Source organism: uncultured Williamsia sp. (assembly GCF_947494875.1).
GTDB lineage: Bacteria > Actinomycetota > Actinomycetes > Mycobacteriales > Mycobacteriaceae > Williamsia_A.
The window spans coordinates 168,656-183,662 of sequence record NZ_CANLWM010000007.1 but is presented as its reverse complement, the minus strand read 5'-3'; the positions used below and the strand labels follow the sequence as shown (position 1 = coordinate 183,662).

Here is a 15,007-nt window from a genome sequence, read left to right as displayed (position 1 = left end):
CCCGTGGCAGAATCTCGTGCGGCGGGCTCTGCCCGCCGGTCCCCCATGGTGTAATCGGCAACACTTCTGATTTTGGTTCAGGCATTCCAGGTTCGAGTCCTGGTGGGGGAGCCCTGGTCCGATCAGTGCATGAAGCACTTCTCCTCGACCCGGCTCGCGATACGCCAGCGACCGTCGATGCGGCGGTAGGTGTCGTGGTACCAGACGCCGACGGTGAGCACGGTGTTCTCCTCCCCGGCGAACACCATCGGGTTGAAACACATGACGGTGCCGGTGGCCTCGTCGCCGTCGACCCGGAGGTCGATGTTCGCGTTCAGGTGGTAGTACGCCGAGAACAGCGCCAGGTTCTCCCGCAGCCACGGGACGATCTCGCCCGGCGTCCCGACGGCCCCTCCGACGGCGGAGTAGTCGACGTGGGCGTCCGGGGTGAAGATCTCGTGGAGGTCGTCGAAGCGGCGACGGTCGACCGCGGTCGCGTAGTCGGTGAGCAACTGCTGCAGTTCGAGTCGGTCGGAGATCTCCTGCACACTGAGCATGAAGTCACCGTAATGGCCGAGACCGAGCTGGGTGAACACGTTCTCATGGAGCCCTGACCTGGAGGGACCGATGGCCGTCGACCGACCCGCCGATGCCGAACGCGAGGTCCGCGCGGCACCGCGAGCCCGGATGACCGGTGCCCAGCGCCGACTGCAACTGATCGAGGTCGCCCGCGGCCTGTTCGCCGAGCGGGGGTACGAGGGCACCTCGGTCGAGGAGATCGCGCAGCGGGCGTCGGTGTCGAAGCCGGTCGTCTACGAACACTTCGGCGGCAAGGAGGCCCTCTACGCGGTCATCATCGACCGCGAGATGGAGACACTTCTCGAGCGTGTCACGTCGTCGCTCACCAACAACCGCTCCCGCTCACGACTGGAGGCGGTCGCGCTGGCGCTGCTGACCTACATGGAGGAGCGGACCGACGGGTTCCGGATCCTGGTGCACGGGTCACCCGCCACGGGCGGTGACCCCAAGTACTCCAGCCTCCTCAACGACGCCATCAGCCAGGTCGAGCACATCCTCGCCGGCGACTTCGAACGACGCGGGTTCGACGCGTCGCTCGCCCCGCTCTACGCCCAGGCGCTGGTGGGGATGGTGTCGGTGACGGCGCAGTGGTGGCTCGACGTGCGGGAGCCGTCGAAGGAGGTCGTCGCGGCGCACCTGGTGAACCTGTGCTGGAACGGCCTGACCCACCTGGAGATCGACCCGCGCATCGGCGAGGCCTGACGCGTCAGCGCAGGGTGATGCTCCGCTTCGACAGGCCCATCCAGAACCCGTCGATCACCTGGTCGGGGATCTGCCCCGGATCGTCGGACGCCCCGAGGGCGACGAACAGTGGCGCGAAGTGCTCGATCGTCGGGTGCGCGTAGGGCATTCCCGGTGCGCGCGTGCGGAAGTCGACGAGAGCGTCGACGTCGGCGTCGGCCAGCCTCTCCGCCGTCCACGCGTCGAACTCCTGTGACCATCCCGGAGGCGTCGCCTCCGGCGTCCGGTCGGTGAGGTACGGCAGGCCGTGGGTGGTGAACCCCGAGCCGAGGACGAGAACACCCTCGTCGCGCAGATCGTGCAGGCGCCGACCGAGATCGATCAGCGACTCCGGTTCCAGGGTCGGCAGCGACACCTGCAGCACGGGGATGTCGGCGTCGGGGTACATCACCGACAGCGGCACGAACGCGCCGTGGTCCAGGCGCCGGTCGGGGTCGTGCCGGACGGCGACGGGGTCGGGCATCATCGCCGCCACCCGGCGCGCGAGATCGGGGGCGCCGGGGGAGTCGTAGCGCAGACGGTAGAAGCGGTCCTCGAAACCCCAGAAGTCGTAGGTGAGCGGGGTCGCGCCGTCGGTCGACCCGATGGTGAGCGGTGCGGACTCCCAGTGCGCGGAGAGGACGAGGATCGCCGTCGGTCGCGGCAGCGACGCCGCGAGATCGCGTAGTTCGCCGACCCAGCGCGCGTCGTCGAGCAACGGCGGGGCGCCGTGACTGATGAACAGCGCGGGCAGTCGGGTCGCTGTGGTCATGACCCTCCAAACGGACCGTGGTCCGCAAATGTTCCCATCCTGGCGGGCGGGGACACGTCAGGTGCCCGGGACCTCGTACTGCAGCACGGCGCAGTCGATCCAGCGGTCGAACTTCCACCCGATCCGCCGCAGGGTGCCGGTCCGCTCGAACCCGAACCGCTCGTGCAGGCGGATCGACGCGTCGGATTCGATCACCGAGATCACCGCGACCACCCGTCGGACCGACTCGGTGTCGAGATCGGCGAGCAGGGCCTGCAGCATCGCCGATCCCAGCCCGCGCCCGGTCGCGTCCGGCCGGAGATAGATGCTGTCCTCCGTGGTCCAGTCGTAGGCGGTCTTCGTGCGGAAGTCACCGAGGTAGGCGTAGCCGAGCACCACGTCGCGGTCCTCGGTGTCGGTGGCGACGAGGAACGGGCGACCCCGCCCGGTGATCGTCGCCAGTCGCGAGCGCCACTCGTCGACGTCGGGGGCGGTGTAGTCGAACGTGATGACGGTGTGCGCCACGTAGTGGGCGTAGATCTCTGCCACCTGGCCCAGATCGGACTCGACGGCGGGGCGGATGGTCGTACTCACAGCGGGAACTCCGATCCTGTCTGCGCGGCCGCGGCCTCCCACAACAACCCGGCGGCACGCAGGTCGGACGCCGCCGGGGATCGCCCGACGAGCGTCGGCGCGCCACGGATGCCGCGACCACGAGGCCCGACGAACGCGCCGGGTGGGACGGGCATCACCGCGGCGTAGAGCTCGCAGTCGGCGGCGCGCTCCGCGGTGTTGGCGATCCGCGCGGCCGCCCAGATGACGCCGTCGTTCACCCGCTGCAGGGGTGTGAGGCTGGTGATCTCGGTCGCCGCGACGCCGGGATGGCACAGGACGGCCGCCGTCCGTGACCCCGCCTGCCGCAGCCGTCGGTCGAGTTCGAGCGCCCACTGGGCGTTCGCCAGTTTCGAGTCGGCGTAGGCGCGCTTCTGTGACCAGCGGCGCTTCGCGAAGTGCAGGTCGGACGGGTCGACGACGCCGAGCCGGTGGACGATCGACGTGACGACGACGACACGGTCACGCACGCGCGGCAGGACGGAGTTCGTCAGCAGGAACGGGCCGAGCAGGTTCGTCGCCATCCCCGACTCGAACCCGTCGGAGGTGTGTTCCGGTGCGGCGGGGATGATCCCGGCGTTGTGCAGCAGGACGTCGACGTCGACGAGGCTGTCGGCGAACCGTAGGATCGAGTCGCGGTCGGTGAGATCGAGGCCGGCGCCGACGACGTGCGCGCCGGTGTCGGCGGACACGCCGGCCGCGACGTCGACCGCGGCCTCCTCCGACCGGCCCGTGATGACGACGTGCGCACCGGCGGCCGCAGCGGCGCGGGCGGTGGCGAGGCCGATCCCCCGGGTGCCGCCGGTGACGACGATCGTGCGGCCGTCGAGGCGGGGCAGATGCGCCGCCGTCCAGGTCGAGGTCATGGCGCGAACGATATCCCCGACTCGCGCCCCGCCTCAGTACAGGAGGCGGCGGTAGTTCTCGTCGCTGTAGTGCTCCTGCAGCTCGGCGAGGTCGTCGCCGCTGATCGTGTGCGCGATCTGCGCGGGGCTCGGGAGGGTGTCGGGTTCCCAGGTCTCCGTGTCCCAGAGATGCGATCGCAGGAACGCCTTCGCGCAGTGGAAGAACACCTCCTCGACCGCGATCTCGACGGCGAGGATCGGGCGTTTATCCTGCACCCGCATCGCGTCGAAGTACGGCGCGTCGGCGACGATCCGTGCCCGACCGTTGACGCGGAGGGTGTCGCCGCGGCCGGGGACGAGGAACAGCGTCCCGGCCCGCGGGGTGTCGAGGATGTTGCGGTGGCCGTCGACCCGACGGTTCCCGGGTCGTTCGGGGATGGCGATCGTCGTGTCGTCGAGGACGTGCACGAATCCCGGGGGATCGCCCTTGGGTGAGGCGTCGACGCGGCCGTCGGAGTCCACGGTCGACAGCACGAGGAACGGTGAGGCGGCGATCCACTCGCGGTGGATGTCGGTGAGCCGCGAGCGGACCTTCGTCGCGGCCCGCTGATTCGGCACCCCGACGATGGCCTCGAGCTGCGCCGGGGAGGTGACGGTGTGGTCGGTGGGGTCCGCGGTCGTCATGGCGCTCATCGTCGCACCGCCGGTGTCGGGGTGACGAGGTGTTTTCTCTAGGATGGACAGAGTGCCATCCACTCTGGCCGTTGGGTCCCCGCTCGCCGGCCTCACCGAGGTCGCCTGCGCAGATCCCGCCATCGCGCAGATCCGCGACAGCCTCGGCCGTCCTCAGCTCGACATCGTCGCGCCCGACGCGGCGCGTCCCTTCCTGCTCGCCGCCGCGGCGGCGGGTGCAGCGGGCGCGCCGATCCTCGTCGTGTCCGCGAACGGCCGCGAGGCCGAGGACCTGACAGCCGAGCTGCAGGCGATGCTCGGCGACGGCGTCGTCGACTTCCCGTCCTGGGAGACCCTCCCGCACGAGCGGCTCTCACCCAGCGCCGACACCGTGGGGCGGCGCCTGCAGGTGCTCTACCGGCTGTCGCATCCCGACGACGACTCCTACGGCCCACCCGTGCAGGTGGTCGTGACCACGGTCCGCTCGTTGATCCAGCCGATGGCGCCCGACGCGGGGACCGTCGAGCCGATCGTGCTGCGCGAGGGCGCCGAGTTCGACTTCGACGACCTGCTCGCCCGACTCGTGGAGCTCGCCTACACCCGCGTCGACATGGTCGGCAAGCGCGGCGAGTTCGCAGTTCGCGGCGGGATCCTCGACATCTTCCCCTCGACCGCCGACCACCCGGTCCGTGTCGAGTTCTGGGGGGACGAGATCACCGAGCAACGCGCGTTCGCCGTCGCCGACCAGCGCAGCCAGCCCGAGGTCGACGCGTCGCTGGTGCACGTCCACCCCTGCCGCGAGCTGCTGCTGACCGCTGAGGTGCGCCGACGCGCGGAGGAGTTGGGGGCGGCGAACTCCGGTGACCGGGCGACCGCCGAGATGTTCGCGAAGCTGGCCGAGGGCATCCCCGTGGAGGGGATGGAGGCGCTGATCCCTGCGCTGGTCGACGGCAGGATGCGGCTGCTCGCCGAGGTGATGCCGCAGCGCACCCACATCGTGGTGCTCGACCCCGAGAAGGTGCGCACGCGCGCCGCCGACCTGTCGGCGACGGGCATGGAGTTCCTCGAGGCGTCCTGGACCGCCGCGGCGACCGGCGGCGACGCGCCGCTGGACTCGGGCGCCAACGGCTCCGCCCTGGGTGGGGTGGACCTGCAGGCCAGTGCCTACCGGTCGCTCGACGAGGTGCGCGAGACCGTCATCGACACGCGGCGTCCCTGGTGGACGGTGTCGCCGCTGGCGACCGGGCCCGAGGAGGACGAGTACACGCTCGTCGTCGACGTGACGCCCGGACCGTCGCCGCGAGGCAGCGAGGACGAGGTCGCGACGACGTTCGCGTCCCTGCGCGCCCACGTCAGCACCGGCGGTCGTGCCGCGATCGTGGTGCAGGGCAAGGGAACCGCGCAGCGGTACCGCGAGCGACTCGGGGAGGCCGAGGTGCCCGCGGCGATCGTCGACGAGGGCGCCGTCCCCGACGAGGGTGTCGTCTCGGTCATGTGTGGGCCGCTGCGGCACGGCATCGTCTGTCCCGGAGCGGGTCTCGTCGTGGTGTCGGAGGCCGACCTCACCGGGACGCGCGTCGCGGCCGCCGGTGACGGCAAGCGCATGCCCGCCAAGCGTCGCAACACCGTCGACCCACTGGCGCTGTCCGCCGGCGACCTCGTCGTGCACGACCAGCACGGCATCGGCAAGTTCGTCGAGATGATCGAACGGACCATCGGTGGTGCCCGGCGCGAATACCTGGTGCTCGAGTACGCCGCGTCGAAGCGGGGGCATCCCGGCGACCGACTGTTCGTGCCGATGGACTCACTCGACCAGCTCTCCCGCTACGTCGGTGGCGAGCAGCCGTCGTTGTCGAAGCTGGGTGGCTCGGACTGGCAGAACACCAAGCGCAAGGCGCGCAAGGCCGTTCGTGAGATCGCCGGTGAGCTGGTCGCGCTGTACGCGGCACGGCACGCCGCGCCCGGTCACGCGTTCGCGCCCGACACCCCGTGGCAGGCCGAGATGGAGGACGCGTTCGGGTTCACCGAGACCATCGACCAGATGACGGTCATCGGCGAGGTGAAATCCGACATGGAGAAGGCGGTCCCCATGGACCGCGTCATCGTCGGCGACGTCGGCTACGGCAAGACCGAGATCGCCGTGCGCGCCGCGTTCAAGGCCGTCCAGGACGGCAAGCAGGTGGCGGTGCTCGTCCCGACGACCATTCTGGCGCAACAGCATCTGCAGACCTTCACCGAGCGCATGTCCGGCTTCCCGGTCCGCATCCGGGGCCTGTCGCGGTTCACCGACGCCAAGGACTCGCGCGAGATCATCGACGCGATGGCCGAGGGGTCCGTCGACATCGTCGTCGGGACCCACCGGCTGCTGCAGACCGCGGTCCGCTGGAAGGACCTCGGGCTGGTCATCGTCGACGAGGAGCAGCGGTTCGGCGTCGAGCACAAGGAGCACATCAAGTCCCTGCGGACCCACGTCGACGTGCTCACCATGTCGGCGACACCGATCCCGCGCACGCTGGAGATGTCGATGGCCGGCATCCGTGAGATGTCGACCATCCTCACCCCGCCCGAGGAACGCCACCCGGTGCTGACGTATGTCGGTGCCTACCAACCCAAGCAGGTCGCCGCGGCCATCCGGCGCGAGCTGCTGCGCGACGGGCAGGTCTTCTACGTCCACAACCGCGTGAGCTCGATCGACCGCACCGCGAAACAGGTGCAGGACATGGTCCCCGAGGCGCGGGTCGTGGTGGCGCACGGCCAGATGAACGAGGACCAGCTCGAACGCACGGTCGCCGGCTTCTGGAACCGTGAGTACGACGTGCTGGTGTGCACCACCATCATCGAGACCGGCCTGGACATCTCGAACGCGAACACGCTCATCGTCGATCGCGCCGAGGCGCTGGGTCTGTCGCAGCTGCACCAGCTGCGTGGTCGCGTCGGTCGCAGCCGTGAGCGCGGGTACGCGTACCTGCTCTACAGCGGGGAGAAGCCGCTCACCGAGACGGCCTACGACAGGCTGTCGACCATCGCGCAGAACAACGAGCTCGGCGCCGGTATGGCTGTGGCGCTGAAGGATCTGGAGCTGCGCGGCGCGGGCAACGTGCTCGGCGCGGAGCAGTCCGGGCACGTCGCGGGCGTCGGCTTCGACCTCTACGTGCGTCTTGTCGGCGAGGCCGTCGAGGCCTACCGGGCGGCCGCCGACGGTCAACCGATCGCGGCCGAGGAGTCGAAGGAGGTCCGCATCGACCTGCCCGTCGACGCACACATCCCCGCCGACTACGTCGACTCCGACCGGCTCCGACTCGAGGCCTACCGCAAGCTCGCGGCGGCGACCACCGACGACGACGTGCGCGCCGTCGTCGACGAGATGCTCGACCGCTACGGCCCACTGCCGGAGGAGGTCTCACGCCTGGTGTCGGTGGCCAAGCTCCGGATCCTCGCCCGCGAACGCGGCGTCACCGAGGTCGGTATGGCCGGCACACAGGTGAAGATCGCGCCGGTCGACCTGATGGACAGCCAGCAGATCCGGGTCAAGCGCGTGTTCCAGGGGTCCACGTACCGCGCGACCACCTCGGTGCTGACGGTGCCCGTGCCGCGTACGTCGGGCCTGGGCAGTGCACGCGTCCGCGACGTCGAGTTGATCCAGTTCGTGGCCGACGTGCTGTCGGTGGTGAGCGGCAACGACCCCGGGTCCCGGGACATGCGCGGGCCCGTCGTCACCGAAGCATCGTGACGGGGATGTCGTGACCGAGCCGGGGCCGCGCTCGGGCGAGGCCCTGCTCGAGGCCGTCGAACTCATGGACCACCTCCGACGGGTCGGCCCGTGGGAGGCCACGCAGACGCACGACTCGCTGCGGCGATACCTGCTCGAGGAGACCTACGAACTGCTCGACGCGATCGACTCGGGCAACCGTGACGACATCGTCGAGGAGCTGTCGGACCTGTTGCTGCAGGTGCTGTTCCACGCGCGGATCGGCGCCGATCGCGACGACGACCCGTTCGACATCGACGACGTCGCCCGGGCGTTCACCGGGAAGATCTCGGCGCGGTCGGCCGGTGTGCTGGCGGGGGAGACCGATCTGGCCACGCAGATCGCGCAGTGGGAGCAGAACAAGGCGACCGAGAAGCGGCGCGACTCCGTCCTCGACGGCGTCCCGACCGCGCAGCCCGCTCTCGCGTTGACGCAGAAGGTGATCGAACGGCTCGACGCCGCCGGTTTCCCTCGCGATATGGTTCCCGAGGCACTTCTGACGGTGCATCTCGCCGCGGACCTGGCGACCGACGACGAGTCGAGCGTCGAGGACCGTCAGCGTTCCCGCGTGATCGCGTTCGTCGAGCAGGTACGCACCGCGGAGTCGGCGCTGCGCGCGGCAGGCATCACGACACCCGACGGGGACGCCTGGCGCCGCGCGCTGGGGTGATCACTCGTCGGTGGCCGGCGGGTCCTGCCGGAGGATGTCGTCGGCCGGGAGCCACAGCGGGATCTCGGTGAACCGTTCCGCCCAGGACGGGTAGGCCGGACGCACCCACACCTGGGTGTCGTCGAGCTGGGTGAGCACGACCCGCCGCCACCGCCAGTCAGGCTGCGGCCGTGTGAGGTCGGTGTCGCGGGTGATGGGCGTGGGCATGAGCGCCCAGCAGCGGTCGCTCAGGGACGCGAGACCGCGCGCCACCAGCACGTCGTGTGCCTGCTCGAACTCGAGGCCGTGGGCCACGGGCTGCCCGACGGGGTTCACCGCGTCGACGAGGTCGTCGTCACGGTCGGTGACCGTCCACCCGACGATCTCCCCGTCCGACGGCCGCCGCACGGGGATCCGACTGCGCCAGAGGCCGAGATCCACACCTCCACGCTACCGACACGTGGGGCTCCGAATCGGTAGAGATACCTCCCGCTGGGCGGGAACAACTGCGTCGGATGCCGGCTCGGCGTCGGCAGGTAGCAGTTTGTGTCGGTGGACGACACGTTCTGCTACGGGCTGGGCGGATCGGTAGAGATGTTTCCCGCTGAGCGGGAGGAATCTCTACGGATCGCCAGAAAGTTCGATGCCGGCTCAGTGTCGGCTGGTAGCAGTTCGTGTCGGTAGGCGACACGTTCTGCTACGGATCGGGCGGGAGGCGGGTCAGGACTCGAAGAGTCGTTGGCCCCACCACTCGCCGGACCCCAGGCCGGGTGGGCAGGCGAAGAGGGCGCTGCCGTTGTGTGTGAGGTACTCCATCATCGCGTCCTTCGACGCGAGTGCCCGCTGCATCGGGACGAACTGCTTGCCCGGATCGCGGCAGTAGGCGATGAAGAACAGGCCCGCGTCGAGGTGACCGAAGCCGTCCGAGCCGTCGGTGAAGTTGTAGCCGCGCCGTAGGATCTGCACCCCACCGAGGTTGTCGGGGTGGGCCAGACGCACATGCGCATCCCGTGCGATGACAGGTCCGTCACCGGTGGCGACCGAGAAGTCGGGGGTGTCGTTCTCGTTCGACATCCCCAGCGGCGCACCGACACCCTTGGTGCGCCCGACGATCGCCTCCTGCTCGGACAGGTTGGCTCGATCCCACGGCTCGATGTCCATGCGGATACGCCGGGCGACGAGGTAGGAACCACCGGCCATCCACGCGGCCTTGCCGGGGACGTCGGCCGGGTCGACCCAGACCCACCGGTTCAGCACGTCGGTCTGGTCGGCGCGGATGTTGGCCGTTCCGTCCTTGAACCCGAACATGTTCCGTGGCGTCTGCTGCGACGAGGTCGTGCTCGACGTGCGACCGAAACCGAGCTGCGACCACCGCACGCTCACCACTCCGAAGCCCATCCGGGCGAGGTTGCGGATCGCGTGGACGGCGACCTGCGGATCGTCGGCACACGCCTGCACGCAGATGTCGCCGAAGCTGCGTGTCGGCTCGATCGCGTCCTTGGCGAACTTCGGCAGGTCCACCAGCGCCGCAGGACGATGGTCGGCGAGGCCGAACCGGTCGGTGTGGGTCGGGTCCGACGCGCTCGGGCCGAACAGTCCGGGCCCGAAACCGATCGTCAGCGTCAGCGACGACGCGTCGAGGCCGAGGGCTTCGCCGGTGTCGGCGGGCGGCATGTACTCACCGTGGTCGACGGCGCCGCCGGCGACGGTCTCCTCGCCCCGGGTCATCCGCTCGGCCGCGGCGGTCCACCGCTGCAGCATGTCGACGAGATCGGCCTTCGAGTCGGTGATGACGTCGAATGAGGCGAAGTGCAGCCGATCCTGCGCCGCAGTGGTGATCCCGGCCTGGCGGTCACCGCGGAACGGCACCACACCCGCCATCGACGCATGGTCGTCGGCGGTGCTGCGACCGACCGCGACGCCCGCCGCCGCGGCTGCGACCACGCCGGCACCGGCGCCTCCGAGCAGGGCCCGGCGCGAGAACCCGCTCACTGCTGCAGGACCAGCCCCGGCACCTGGCTCAGCGACTGCGACAGCGCGTCGATCTGGTCGGAGAGTGCCTTGCGCTTGTCCTCGGGGACCTCGTCGTACGAGGCGTACCCGTCGCCGGAGCGGAATGCGTTGATGTCGGAGCGGATCGCGGCGAACTGCTGCGTGATCTTGTCCATCAGCGCGGGGTTCTTGGCGGAGATGATCGGCTGCATGTCGGCGATCAGCGTCTCCGACCCGTCGATGTTCGCGGCGAAGTCGAAGAGGTCGGTGTGGGAGTAGCGATCCTCCTCACCGCCGACCTTGGTGGCGGCGACCTCGTCGACGAGAGCCTGCGGGCCCTTCACGAACGACTGTGTCTCGAAGGTGAAGTCGGGCTTGTTCACCTCGGTGCGCAGCCGACCGACGTCGGTGTTCAGCTGTGCGGCCACGGCGTCGATGTTCTGCTTGGTGTCGGTGGCCTTCGCGTTCGCCATGTCGGCCGGGGCGACGTCGCCGGGCTGCTCGCCCACGTCGGCCTGCTGCGGCGGCCACAGGAACCGCTCGAGGCGGTGGAAACCGGTGAAGGGCTCGGCGCCGTCGGCGGTGTCGTCCCAGCGCATGTCGATGGCGGGGTCGAGATCGGGGAAGGACTCCGCGACGGGCTCGATCCGCTCGTAGAACGTGCGCGTCAGGCCGAACTGGGCCCGCGCCGCGTCCAGGTTGCCCGCGATGATCTCGTCGGTGAACGACTTCGTCTGCGCGGCCAGGCCGTCGAGTTGGCCGCGGACGTAGGTGAGGTAGGTCGCCTTGGCCTGCTGCACGCTCGCCGGCGCCTGCTGCTTCTCCTTCTTCTCGCCGGAGACGGTGAGTGCGGTGCGGATCCCGTCGCCGACCATGCCGGGTTTGCAGGCGGTCTGGTACGTGCCGGGGTCGACGACCTCGACGGTGAGCTTGCCGGTGAGACCCGGCCCGATGTTCTCCACCTCGCCGAGAACGCGGTTGTTGTTCCCGTACACGTAGAACTCGGTGACCTTGTCGCCGTTGTTCGTCACCGCGAAATCGACGGTGCCCGTGGATGCCTCGGTGCGCGACAGATCACAGGACGAGTCGGTCGAGGTGACCGCGATCGCGCCGTCGGACGACGACGACTTCGCGGTACAGCCGGCCGTCAACGCGACGGCGGCGATGGCGGCGCACGCCGCAGAGGTGGTGACGACGCTTCGCTTCACCGATGGTGCCTTTCTCACGGGTCGGCGCGCTCAGGCGGCCGGGACGGGGGTGCTCGCGGCGTCGGGACGGACGCGCGACGCGGGGGAGGGACGGAAGAACAGTGTCATCACGACGGCGAGGTAGACGCACCAGGCGATCACCTGGAGCAGCGTCGGATCGGGCCGGAAGTTGAAGATCCCGGCGAGAAGCGTCCCGTACCAGGACGACTGGTCGTACACCGACGAGATGTCGAAGGCGCGCGTGCCCAGTCCGGGCAGCCAGCCGACGGTCTGGATCGCGCGGACGCCGTAGGCGAGGATGCCGGCCGCGACGACCACGAGGAAGGCGCCGGTCCAGGTGAAGAACTTCTGCAGGTCGATGCGGACCGTCCCCTGGTACAGCCCGATCGTCAGTACGACGGCCACCAGCACACCGAGCACCAGCCCGACGAGCGGCCAGCTGCTGCCGGAGGTGTTCTCGGCGTAGCCCACCATCAGCAGCGCGGTCTCGAGGCCCTCGCGGCCGACGGCGAGGAACGCGAGCAACAGCACGGCCGGAGCGCCCAGCTGGAGGGCACGACCCATGCCCGCCTTCAGGTCCGACGAGATGTGGGCGGCCGCCCTGCGCATCCACAGCACCATGCCCGTGACGATGACGACCGCGACCAGGGACGCGACGCCGGCGACCGCCTCGGCGGCGAGCCCCGAGATGGTGGACGTCCCGTAGTGGATGCCCACGAACACGGCCAGCACCATCACGACGGCTGCGGCGACGCCGAGCCAGACCCACCGCAGCGCGTCGCGTCGGTCGGACTTGACCAGGAAGGCGACCAGGATCATCACGACGATGCCGGTCTCGAGACCCTCGCGGACACCGATCAGGCCACTGCCGAGCAGCTGCGAGGCGACCGACGGACTGCTCACGGCGGCATCCCTTCGTCACGGGCAAGACAGGTTAGGCTCGGCAACCTTCGGTTAGGCTGGCCTCAGCGGACAGTACTCGTCGCGGCGTGGGAACCACAATCAGGTCTCGACAGTTGTCACCCTGAACCCGTGACCACCGGGCGCAGGAGGAGTGACGAGATGTCGGGCACACGCCGTCGGGCGCCGCGTCGGCTCGCGAGGCTGATCGCACCCGTCGTCCTCGTCGTCGCGACCGCACTCGGGGCGACCGCATGCGTCGACCTCCCCGGCAGACCGAACGTCGACATCCCCGAGGGCCTCCCGCCCGGACCCGGTGCCGCCGTGCCCTACCTCGACATCAACGCCCCCGGGCGCACCGCCGACCGCCTCGATGCGTGGGCCCGCCCGTTGTCGGAGGGGACCGGGATACCGCTCATCGCGATGGAGGCCTACGGCAATGCCGCGGAGATCCAGCGTCAGCAGCATCCGGAGTGCGGACTGGCCTGGACGACACTCGCCGGCATCGCCGGCGTCGAGAGCAAACACGGGACCTACCGCGGTGCGCGGATCGCGCCGAACGGCGATGTCAGCCCGCCCATCCGTGGCGTCAAGCTCGACGGCACCGCCGGCAACCTCACCATCCGCGACACCGACGGCGGGACGATGGACGGCGACCCCGAGCACGACCGCGCGATGGGCCCGTTCCAGTTCATCCCCGAGACGTGGAAGCGCTATGGCGTCGACGCGAACGGCGACGGTGTCGCGAACCCCGACAACATCGACGACGCGGCCCTATCGGCGGCGCGTTATCTGTGCGTCTCGGGGGGTGACCTGACGACGGCCGCCGGGTGGCAGAAGGCGGTCCGCGTCTACAACAACTCGCGCAAGTACGTGCTCGACGTCCGTGACCACGCCAACGCGTATTCGATCAACGTCCGCTTCTGACGCCGATCACCGGACATCGCGGCCCGCCGGGCGAGTCCGGCCGGGGGGATCGGCCCCCACGCACTAGTCTTTGACGCGACATGACCCGGCCGGCTGGTGGCGCCGGGGGAGCGCGCAGGACGAAAGGTGAGGTCACGTGGCGATCATCGAGCAGGTCGGGGCCCGCGAGATCCTCGACTCCCGGGGGAACCCGACCGTCGAGGTCGAGGTCGCTCTCGAGGACGGCACGTTCACCCGGGCGGCCGTGCCGTCGGGTGCATCGACCGGTGAGCACGAGGCCGTGGAACTCCGCGACGGCGGCGACCGCTACGGCGGCAAGGGCGTCACCAAGGCGGTCGAGGCGGTCCTCGGTGACATCGCCCCCGCGGTGATCGGCATCGAGGCCGACGACCAGCGCGTCGTCGACCAGGCCCTGCTCGACCTCGACGGCACCGCCGACAAGTCGCGCCTGGGCGCCAACGCCCTTCTGGGCGTCTCGCTCGCGATCGCCAAGGGTGCCGCGGAGTCCGCGGGTCTGCCGCTCTTCCGCTACATCGGCGGCCCGAACGCGCACATCCTCCCGGTGCCGATGATGAACATCATCAACGGTGGCGCCCACGCCGACAGCGGCGTCGACGTCCAGGAGTTCATGATCGCCCCCGTCGGTGCTCCGACGTTCAAGGAGGCGCTGCGCTGGGGCGCCGAGGTCTACCACTCGCTGAAGTCGGTGCTCAAGGCCCAGGGTCTGTCCACGGGTCTCGGTGACGAGGGAGGCTTCGCCCCCGACCTCGCCGGCACCCGCGCCGCACTGGACCTCATCCTCGAGGCGATCTCCGGCGTCGGCCTGACCCCCGGTCGGGACGTCGCGCTCGCCCTCGACGTCGCGGCCACCGAGTTCTACACCGCCGGAACGGGCTACGCCTTCGAGAAGGAGACCAAGACCGCGGAGGAGATGTCGGCGTTCTACGGCGAACTGGTCGGCGCCTACCCGCTGGTGTCCATCGAGGACCCACTCGACGAGAACGACTGGGACGGATGGGTCGCGCTCACCGACTCGATCGGCGACACGGTGCAGCTCGTCGGTGACGACCTCTTCGTCACCAACCCCGAGCGCCTCGAGCAGGGCATCAACCGCGGGGCGGCCAACGCCCTGCTGGTGAAGGTCAACCAGATCGGCACCCTCACCGAGACCCTCGACGCCGTCGCCCTGGCCCACAACAGCGGCTACAAGACGATGATGAGCCACCGTTCGGGCGAGACCGAGGACACCACCATCGCCGACCTCGCGGTCGCCTGCAGCTGCGGTCAGATCAAGACCGGGGCCCCCGCGCGCAGCGAGCGCGTCGCCAAGTACAACCAGCTCCTGAGGATCGAGGAGCAGCTCGGTGACGCCGCGCGCTACGCCGGCGACCTCGCCTTCCCGCGTTTCTCGTTCGAGGGCTGAGG

At 69.9% G+C, this 15,007-nt stretch carries 14 protein-coding genes and 1 tRNA gene; 6 read left to right on the top strand and 9 right to left on the bottom strand.

The annotated features are described in order from the left end of the window. Positions 1 to 39: 39 nt before the first annotated feature. Positions 40 to 111: transfer RNA gene (locus Q1A98_RS17020), tRNA-Gln, on the top strand. Between the two features lie 11 nt (positions 112 to 122). Here the strand turns inward: Q1A98_RS17020 and Q1A98_RS17015 are convergent. Continuing rightward, entirely contained in the window at positions 123 to 536 is a 414-nt protein-coding gene (locus tag Q1A98_RS17015) for a nuclear transport factor 2 family protein (protein ID WP_299575679.1), read from the bottom strand. A 70-nt stretch (positions 537 to 606) separates the two neighbouring features. Between Q1A98_RS17015 and Q1A98_RS17010 the strand changes: the two genes are divergently transcribed. Beyond that, positions 607 to 1,260 (top strand): TetR/AcrR family transcriptional regulator, encoded by a 654-nt coding sequence (locus Q1A98_RS17010; RefSeq protein ID WP_299575677.1) that lies wholly within the window; start codon positions 607 to 609, stop codon positions 1,258 to 1,260. A gap of 4 nt (positions 1,261 to 1,264) precedes the next feature. Here the strand turns inward: Q1A98_RS17010 and Q1A98_RS17005 are convergent, their stop codons facing one another. The 4 genes from Q1A98_RS17005 to Q1A98_RS16990 are packed head-to-tail and all read right to left on the bottom strand — an operon-like array spanning position 1,265 to position 4,170. After that, the gene (locus tag Q1A98_RS17005) at positions 1,265 to 2,050 is read right to left on the bottom strand and encodes a class III extradiol ring-cleavage dioxygenase (RefSeq protein WP_299575676.1); all 786 of its coding nucleotides are present in this window, start codon (positions 2,048 to 2,050) and stop codon (positions 1,265 to 1,267) included. A gap of 57 nt (positions 2,051 to 2,107) precedes the next feature. After that, the gene (locus tag Q1A98_RS17000) at positions 2,108 to 2,623 is read right to left on the bottom strand and encodes a GNAT family N-acetyltransferase (RefSeq protein ID WP_299575675.1); all 516 of its coding nucleotides are present in this window, start codon (positions 2,621 to 2,623) and stop codon (positions 2,108 to 2,110) included. Further along, complete coding sequence (locus Q1A98_RS16995) at positions 2,620 to 3,507, bottom strand: SDR family NAD(P)-dependent oxidoreductase (protein ID WP_299575674.1); 888 nt, start codon at positions 3,505 to 3,507, stop codon at positions 2,620 to 2,622. Before Q1A98_RS16995 ends, Q1A98_RS17000 begins: the two co-directional genes overlap by 4 nt. Positions 3,508 to 3,540: 33 nt before the next feature. Beyond that, on the bottom strand, positions 3,541 to 4,170 hold the full coding sequence (locus Q1A98_RS16990; protein WP_299575673.1) for a pyridoxamine 5'-phosphate oxidase family protein: 630 nt from the start codon (positions 4,168 to 4,170) through the stop codon (positions 3,541 to 3,543). Positions 4,171 to 4,231: 61 nt separating this feature from the next. On the opposite strand from Q1A98_RS16990, the gene mfd reads away from it, so the two are divergent. Together mfd and Q1A98_RS16980 are read left to right on the top strand one after the other, a co-directional pair. Then, complete coding sequence (gene mfd / locus Q1A98_RS16985) at positions 4,232 to 7,888, top strand: transcription-repair coupling factor (protein ID WP_299575672.1); 3,657 nt, start codon at positions 4,232 to 4,234, stop codon at positions 7,886 to 7,888. Between the two features lie 10 nt (positions 7,889 to 7,898). Beyond that, positions 7,899 to 8,576: a MazG family protein gene (locus Q1A98_RS16980; protein ID WP_366943474.1), complete on the top strand. Its 678-nt coding sequence runs from the start codon at positions 7,899 to 7,901 to the stop codon at positions 8,574 to 8,576. On the opposite strand, the gene Q1A98_RS16975 is transcribed toward Q1A98_RS16980, so the two are convergent. From Q1A98_RS16975 to efeU, 4 genes are all read right to left on the bottom strand, one after another. Beyond that, positions 8,577 to 8,996 carry a hypothetical protein gene (locus Q1A98_RS16975; protein WP_299575671.1) on the bottom strand — a complete coding sequence of 140 codons (420 nt, stop codon included), beginning with the start codon at positions 8,994 to 8,996 and terminating at the stop codon, positions 8,577 to 8,579. A 279-nt stretch (positions 8,997 to 9,275) separates the two neighbouring features. After that, positions 9,276 to 10,547 (bottom strand): iron uptake transporter deferrochelatase/peroxidase subunit, encoded by a 1,272-nt coding sequence (efeB, locus tag Q1A98_RS16970; RefSeq protein ID WP_299575670.1) that lies wholly within the window; start codon positions 10,545 to 10,547, stop codon positions 9,276 to 9,278. Further along, a complete protein-coding gene (efeO, locus tag Q1A98_RS16965) occupies positions 10,544 to 11,755 on the bottom strand; it encodes an iron uptake system protein EfeO (protein ID WP_299575668.1) in 1,212 nt (403 codons plus the stop codon). The genes efeB and efeO overlap by 4 nt, the downstream gene beginning before the upstream one ends. Before the next feature lie 30 nt (positions 11,756 to 11,785). Then, entirely contained in the window at positions 11,786 to 12,658 is an 873-nt protein-coding gene (gene efeU, locus Q1A98_RS16960) for an iron uptake transporter permease EfeU (protein ID WP_299575666.1), read from the bottom strand. A 159-nt stretch (positions 12,659 to 12,817) separates the two neighbouring features. Here efeU and Q1A98_RS16955 point away from each other — a divergent pair, with 159 nt between their 5' ends. Further along, entirely contained in the window at positions 12,818 to 13,582 is a 765-nt protein-coding gene (locus tag Q1A98_RS16955; RefSeq protein WP_299575665.1) for a lytic murein transglycosylase, read from the top strand. Positions 13,583 to 13,718: 136 nt separating this feature from the next. Further along, positions 13,719 to 15,005 carry a phosphopyruvate hydratase gene (gene eno, locus Q1A98_RS16950; protein ID WP_299575664.1) on the top strand — a complete coding sequence of 429 codons (1,287 nt, stop codon included), beginning with the start codon at positions 13,719 to 13,721 and terminating at the stop codon, positions 15,003 to 15,005. The last annotated feature ends 2 nt before the right edge of the window (positions 15,006 to 15,007 follow it).